Here is a 6000-nt window from a genome sequence, read left to right on the forward strand (position 1 = left end):
ATGGAGAGTAAAATTACTATTTTTAGGGTGACTTTACCGAGTTAATTAGACAGAGAAATTATGCCTTTTTTTCCTTGAAGTTCAAGATTTAATTTCTTTTGAGAGGGAATAATTGTAAATTCTGATAAAACTCAATGTCTATTATATAATAGATAGACGTTAGTTTTTGACGACCACACTTCCATGACCGAATCAACAAACGCTCGTGACCTTTTTAAAGCGGCTTACGAACACCGCTACACCTGGGACTCCAATTTCCCCGGTTATAGTGCTGACATTGAACTCAAGCAGGGATCGGAGGTTTACAATGGTCAGATTCGTATCAATCCTGACATGAGTGCAGAAATAACGGGGATTGAAGATGAAGAGGTAAAACAAAGCGTTTACACTCAATTACGCGATATTATCACACACCGCAAACGCACTTCCTTTGAAGACTCTCACGGTAAAAATAGCTTTAGTTTTGGCGAAAAAGACGAGACGGGCGCTGTAGAGATTTTAGTTCAAGGGGACTCGATGGGTTCCAACTACAAAGTCCGAGGCGATCAAATTTGTTTGGTCAGTCGGGTAATGGGGCGGATGGCGTTTGTCATCAATACCCACCAAAGCCTTGATACCGGGGAAGGTTATGCTGCGAGTCACTACGATGCGGTTTTCCGCAATCCCCAAACCAATGAAATCATGCGAGAATTGGAATTTGAGGATCACTTTGAAAAAATTGGCGATTACTATGTGATGACTCGTCAAGTGGTTCATTCCAAGGAAAATGGAACAGTAACAACAACCGAGTTCAACTATTCCAATATCAAACTGTTAGAACCTGCAACAGTCAGCTAAATTTTGAAGTCTTAATGTTTCTTTTGTGATGTTAGGATTAAGATGAGTTTAGGTTGAACGTTTTGAAGTTCTGAAATAAAATCAATAGGTAAGCCATGACAACTCTAGCTTTAACCCCAGAAAATGTTGAAACCGTTTTAGATGAACTTCGCCCCTATTTGATGGCGGATGGCGGTAATGTCGAAATCGTTGAACTCGATGGCCCTGTTGTGCGATTACGTCTGCAAGGGGCTTGTGGGTCTTGCCCCAGTTCAACGATGACGTTAAAAATGGGAATTGAGCGTCGTTTACGGGAAAAAATTCCCGAAATTACTGAAGTTGTATCGGTTGCATAATTCAATTGCATCGTTCAATTGCCTAAACATTAGGGATTAGAGAAAAGGAAACTCAAAAAGGCGATCGCTACTAAATCTCCTTTCAACTTTCTTAACTCTAATCCTTTTTTAATTGGGCAACATTAATTATTAAATATGACTAATAATCGAAAACCTGTTGCAGCGATACTACCATATAATATTTGTTCGATCAACTAGAATTAGGAAAAGCAAGAAAAGATGGATATAGCTCAATTAGGAACTGATGGAACGAGACAGATTGTTATACTACCCGATAAGTTTCGCTTGTCTGGGAGTGAAGTTTATATCAAAAAAATGGGAAATGCAGTCGTATTAATTGATAAAGATGACCCCTGGCGATTGCTGATTGACAGTCTAGATGTGTTTTCTGACGATTTTATGGAAACCAGAGAACAACCCAATTTACAAACTCGTGAGGATCTATTTTAATGCAGTTTTTATTAGATACAAACATTTGTATCTACATTATAAAACGTAAACCTCAAAAAGTATTTGAACGATTTCAGTCTCTCAATCCTTCTGATATCGGTATTTCATCTATAACTGTTGCAGAATTAGAATATGGTGCCTATAAAAGTCAACGCTTAGAGCAAAATAGAGCCGCATTGAACCAATTTATACTTCCTCTAGAAATTGTACCTTTTGACGAAAAATCCACTCAAACTTATGGAAATATTCGGGCAGAATTAGAGCGAAAAGGTATCATTATTGGAGCAATGGATCTGTTGATTGCATCTCAAGCTAAAGCACTCGGACTCATATTAGTCACCAATAATGTAGATGAATTCTCACGCATTGAAAACTTAACGATTCAAAACTGGACAACGTAACTTGATTGACAAGTTGAGACGGATAAGGAACTAGGATTTATGTAGACTTCATCTACTCTGACTTAAGGCAAAAACAACAAGCCCTAGACTATTACAATCAAGCTTTACCATTGTTTCAGACAGTAGGCGATCGCTGCTAAATCTCCTTGAGTTTTTCCTCACTCTAATCCCTTTTGAATTAGGAAATCTTCAGATCACGAATGCTTTAAGTGCTGAGTAATTCAACTAACTCCTGTTTTTTCTTCTTACTGTAACCTGTCAGTTGACGTTTTTTCGCGATCGCTTTCAATTCTGGAGTCGTTAAACTATTGAGGATAGCTGGATCTTTTATGACATCTGGCATGGGTTGAGGAACCAAATAAAAGACTTCCTCTAATGCTTTTAACTTACCTTTTGTTGTAATATTACACTTGAGTTTTGTAATCGGATCTAAAGTCTTCCAGTATTGACGGGGTGCTTCATCAATTCGGTTGGTTGCTGTGAGTAGATTAACCCCTTTGAGAAGGCTTCCTGGCTTTTCTATTAAATACTGCAAGGCATCTTTAATTTCATCTCTTGTTGCTTGACAGAGATTGATTTTTGGTGTTACTTCACCGGATAACACCTGAGATAGCTTTTCGGTTTCCTCGCGTTCATCTGCGATAATGCACCAAATCTTTTCTAATCCGGCTTCTTCTGCAACAGCATAGATAAATGTATTACCAATCACTTGATATCGATCTTCACCGATTTCTTTAACAATTACAGGAACCCAGTTGCGATCGCCATATTGATTTAAAGCTTTTGCTGCTGCTGTAATTAAAAATTTCGGCGCATCAGTTCCATTTCCGGGATCAATCTCATCGAGATAGAGATACATTAAGTTACCAATATCACTTAAGTTACTCATTGTAAAAAATACTCCTTAGCTAAGGCTAAATAATAGTCACGCGCTGTTTTGTTTTTATACACAGCAGGAATTTGCTCAAACGCTGCATTAGCGATGCGTGCGTAGCTTGGCAAATCAAAAATGTAACGATCTTTTTGAGCATTGGTATAACGGGGATAAAAGTAAGGGAGCAAATTAAACTCTCGCTTGGCTTGTAAAATAATTTTGTCTATAGCTTTATGAGCAGCCGTTTGCTGAAAGTCTGTAATATTCTCTCCATTTAAAAAAATTGGCAGTGCAACTGGCCCCCCATCTTGTCTGTATTCCTGAACCTCCGGAATATATTTCTGAATTGCTGTTGCTGCATTTTTTAATGAAAAAATATTGTTATGTTTGGTAGGAATTAACACAACATCTGCCGCATAAATCGCACTTGTACTGACAAAACGCCAGTTGGGAGGAGTATCAATCAAGATGTAGTCATATTGAGACTTGAGAGGCTTTAAAAATTGCCGAAGTCTATGAATTTTCAGTTCTTGTCGCAACTCATTTTCACTTTTATCAGCAAATGTTTGATCTGATGGAATAACATCAATTACAAATCTCTTATTTTTTAAACTCACCGTGTGATGCTGAATGACCTGATCATCAATATTTGCTCGTTTGTTTTTCATACAAGCGTAGAAACCTTGTTGACCTACCTCTATCCCAAGAGAATGAGTTAAATCTTGCTGATTTGGATCAAAATCAATGACAAGAACTTTTTTACCAGACAGGGTTAAAACGGCAGCTAAATTTACAGTTGTAGTTGTTTTTCCTACGCCTCCTTTATTATTATAAATAGCAACAGTTAAGGCTTTTTCAGGTGCTTCAATTTGTTGGCGAACTTTTGCAACAGTATCAACTGCATTATCTGTATTAAGTTCTAAACAATCTGTTGCTGGGTATATAACTTTATTATGTTTTCTAAATAGTTGAATTTGTTGTGAATTGCTAATGATTCCCCAGCACACACTTTTACAATTCGGAGAAAGTAAATATTTTTTGAGTTGTTGAACAGTTGCTTCATACTGAGGAGAATTTTTACAAAGATTGATAGACCTTGCCTTTGCTTCAATTAGTAAATAGGGATTGGTTTTAGTATGAATAAATTGATCATCTTCAGTGCTTTTTCTCGCAGCATAGTCCACTAACTGAGATCCTAAACCCGTGCGAAAATTAGGCACTTGATCTGCCTGTCCAAAACCAAGTGCAAGCAATAGCTTAGAGATAAAAACACTGTTAACTATTGCTTCAGACGCATTTTCAGGAAGATGAAGTAAGGCTTGCTTAAGATCTTGATGATTCATTGTAACTTAATCCCCATATTCATCTGAAAAAGCTTTTTTACAATTATTGAAACCCTTTCTAACAAAAAACTTTGGACTTTTTCTAAAAGAGCCATAATTCAACTAAATTTGGTATGAAATTTATCCTTATCACAATAGATCACTAAATCAAAAAAAACAACCCCACCTGTGAAGGCGGGGCGTTTATTCTAACTAAGCGATTAACTCAACAATTCCAGAGGAATTAGTCGAGGTTAGGCATAGCAAGTACGGGTTCAGTTTCACGATCAATTCCTTTCTCGAAACCAGCAGCAGCAGCACGAGCGCGGCCAGCGTGCCACAGGTGTCCGATCAGGAAGAAGAAACCAACAATGAAGTGGAAGCCTGCTAACCACGCACGGGGGTTAACGTAGTTGAAACCTTGAGCTTCTGTGATGATACCGCCTACCGAGTTGATAGAACCGTTAGGAGCATGAGTCATGTACTCAGAAGCACGGCGAATTTGCCAAGGTTGGATGTCGTTCTTGAGCTTGTTGAGGTCAAGACCGTTCGGCCCACGTAGAGGCTCTAACCAAGGGCCTCGGAAATCCCAGAAGCGCATGGTTTCACCACCGAAGATGATTTCACCTGTCGGAGAACGCATCAGGTATTTACCCAGACCAGTCGGGCCTTGAGCAGAACCAATGTTCGCACCGAGTTTTTGGTCACGAACTAAGAATACAAAAGACTGAGCTTGAGAAGATTCAGCGTTTGTGGGGCCATAGAACTCACTGGGATAAGCAGTGTTGTTGAACCACACATAAGAAGCCGCGATCAAGCCCATCAGGGACAGAGCGCCTAAGCTGTAGGACAGATAAGCTTCTCCAGACCAGATGAAGGCACGACGCGCCCAACCAAAAGGCTTGGTCAAAATGTGCCAGATTCCACCAGCAATACAAATTAAACCAATCCAGATGTGACCACCGATGATGTCTTCCATGTTGTCAACACCGATGATCCAACCTTCACCCCCGAAGGGAGCTTTGGTGAGATAACCAAAAATCACAGCCGGGTTCAACGTGGGGTTGTTGATGATCCGAACATCTCCACCACCAGGCGCCCAAGTGTCATAGACACCGCCAAAGAACATAGCTTTGAACACCAGCAACAAGGCACCACAACCCAACAGGATTAAGTGATAGCCAATGATGTTGGTCATTTGGTTCTTATCTTTCCAGTCGTAACCGAAGAAAGAAGAATATTCTTCTAAGGTTTCCGGGCCACGAACGGCGTGATAAATACCGCCTAAGCCGAGAACCGCAGAGGAAATCAGGTGCAGAACACCAACAACGAAGAACGGAAAAGTATCAATGACTTCTCCACCCGCACCAACACCCCAACCGAGGGTGGCAACGTGAGGAATCAAAATCAAGCCTTGTTCGTACATCGGCTTTTCGGGGACAAAGTGTGCAACCTCAAACAAGGTCATTGCACCAGCCCAGAACACAATCAATCCAGCGTGAGCGACGTGAGCGCCCAGCAGCTTACCAGACAAGTTAATTAAGCGGGCGTTACCTGCCCACCACGCGAACCCAGTAGATTCTAGGTCGCGTCCTCCAACGTATGAATTAGAGAGCGTTACCACGCGGTAATACCTCCTCAGGGAATATAAAGGTTTCGTGAGGTTGATCGACGGGAGCCATCCAAGCGCGGATACCTTCGTTCAACAAAATGTTCTTGGTATAGAATGTTTCAAATTCCGGATCTTCTGCCGCCCGTAATTCTTGTGACACGAAGTCATA

At 40.4% G+C, this 6000-nt stretch carries 7 protein-coding genes and 1 pseudogene; 4 read left to right on the forward strand and 4 right to left on the reverse strand.

Translation table 11 applies throughout. The features are described from left to right. The first annotated feature begins 183 nt into the window (after nt 1–183). From VB836_RS07175 to vapC, 4 genes are all read left to right on the forward strand, one after another. Nucleotides 184–837: a DUF3386 domain-containing protein gene (locus VB836_RS07175; protein WP_323218683.1), complete on the forward strand. Its 654-nt coding sequence runs from the start codon at nt 184–186 to the stop codon at nt 835–837. 95 nt (nt 838–932) lie between these two features. Beyond that, nucleotides 933–1172: a NifU family protein gene (locus VB836_RS07180; RefSeq protein WP_323218684.1), complete on the forward strand. Its 240-nt coding sequence runs from the start codon at nt 933–935 to the stop codon at nt 1170–1172. A 219-nt stretch (nt 1173–1391) separates the two neighbouring features. Beyond that, on the forward strand, nt 1392–1622 hold the full coding sequence (locus tag VB836_RS07185; protein WP_323218685.1) for an antitoxin: 231 nt from the start codon (nt 1392–1394) through the stop codon (nt 1620–1622). Beyond that, nucleotides 1622–2023, forward strand: coding sequence for a type II toxin-antitoxin system tRNA(fMet)-specific endonuclease VapC (gene vapC / locus VB836_RS07190; protein ID WP_323218687.1), 402 nt, complete (start codon nt 1622–1624; stop codon nt 2021–2023). The genes VB836_RS07185 and vapC overlap by 1 nt, the downstream gene beginning before the upstream one ends. A 205-nt stretch (nt 2024–2228) precedes the next feature. Here the strand turns inward: vapC and VB836_RS07195 are convergent, their stop codons facing one another. From VB836_RS07195 to VB836_RS07210, 4 genes and pseudogenes are all read right to left on the reverse strand, one after another. Then, a complete protein-coding gene (locus tag VB836_RS07195; RefSeq protein WP_323218688.1) occupies nt 2229–2912 on the reverse strand; it encodes a Rho termination factor N-terminal domain-containing protein in 684 nt (227 codons plus the stop codon). Continuing rightward, the gene (locus VB836_RS07200) at nt 2909–4240 is read right to left on the reverse strand and encodes an AAA family ATPase (protein ID WP_323218689.1); all 1332 of its coding nucleotides are present in this window, start codon (nt 4238–4240) and stop codon (nt 2909–2911) included. The genes VB836_RS07195 and VB836_RS07200 overlap by 4 nt, the downstream gene beginning before the upstream one ends. A gap of 223 nt (nt 4241–4463) precedes the next feature. After that, nucleotides 4464–5843: a photosystem II reaction center protein CP43 gene (gene psbC / locus VB836_RS07205; protein WP_046280681.1), complete on the reverse strand. Its 1380-nt coding sequence runs from the start codon at nt 5841–5843 to the stop codon at nt 4464–4466. Further along, nucleotides 5827–6000, reverse strand: a pseudogene (locus VB836_RS07210) (photosystem II D2 protein (photosystem q(a) protein)); the annotation flags it as partial. The pseudogene VB836_RS07210 and the gene psbC, both read right to left, overlap by 17 nt.

The organism is Limnoraphis robusta BA-68 BA1 (assembly GCF_034932365.1).
In the GTDB taxonomy this organism is placed as follows: Bacteria; Cyanobacteriota; Cyanobacteriia; order Cyanobacteriales; family Microcoleaceae; genus Capilliphycus; species Capilliphycus robustus.

Bases quoted from the DNA above. Each gene is read 5' to 3' on its own strand.
- VB836_RS07175 (WP_323218683.1), top strand. From the start codon at position 184: ATGACCGAATCAACAAACGCTCGTGACCTTTTTAAAGCGGCTTACGAA.
- VB836_RS07180 (WP_323218684.1), top strand. From the start codon at position 933: ATGACAACTCTAGCTTTAACCCCAGAAAATGTTGAAACCGTTTTAGAT.
- VB836_RS07185 (WP_323218685.1), top strand. From the start codon at position 1,392: ATGGATATAGCTCAATTAGGAACTGATGGAACGAGACAGATTGTTATA.
- vapC (WP_323218687.1), top strand. From the start codon at position 1,622: ATGCAGTTTTTATTAGATACAAACATTTGTATCTACATTATAAAACGT.
- VB836_RS07195 (WP_323218688.1), bottom strand. From the start codon at position 2,912: ATGAGTAACTTAAGTGATATTGGTAACTTAATGTATCTCTATCTCGAT.
- VB836_RS07200 (WP_323218689.1), bottom strand. From the start codon at position 4,240: ATGAATCATCAAGATCTTAAGCAAGCCTTACTTCATCTTCCTGAAAAT.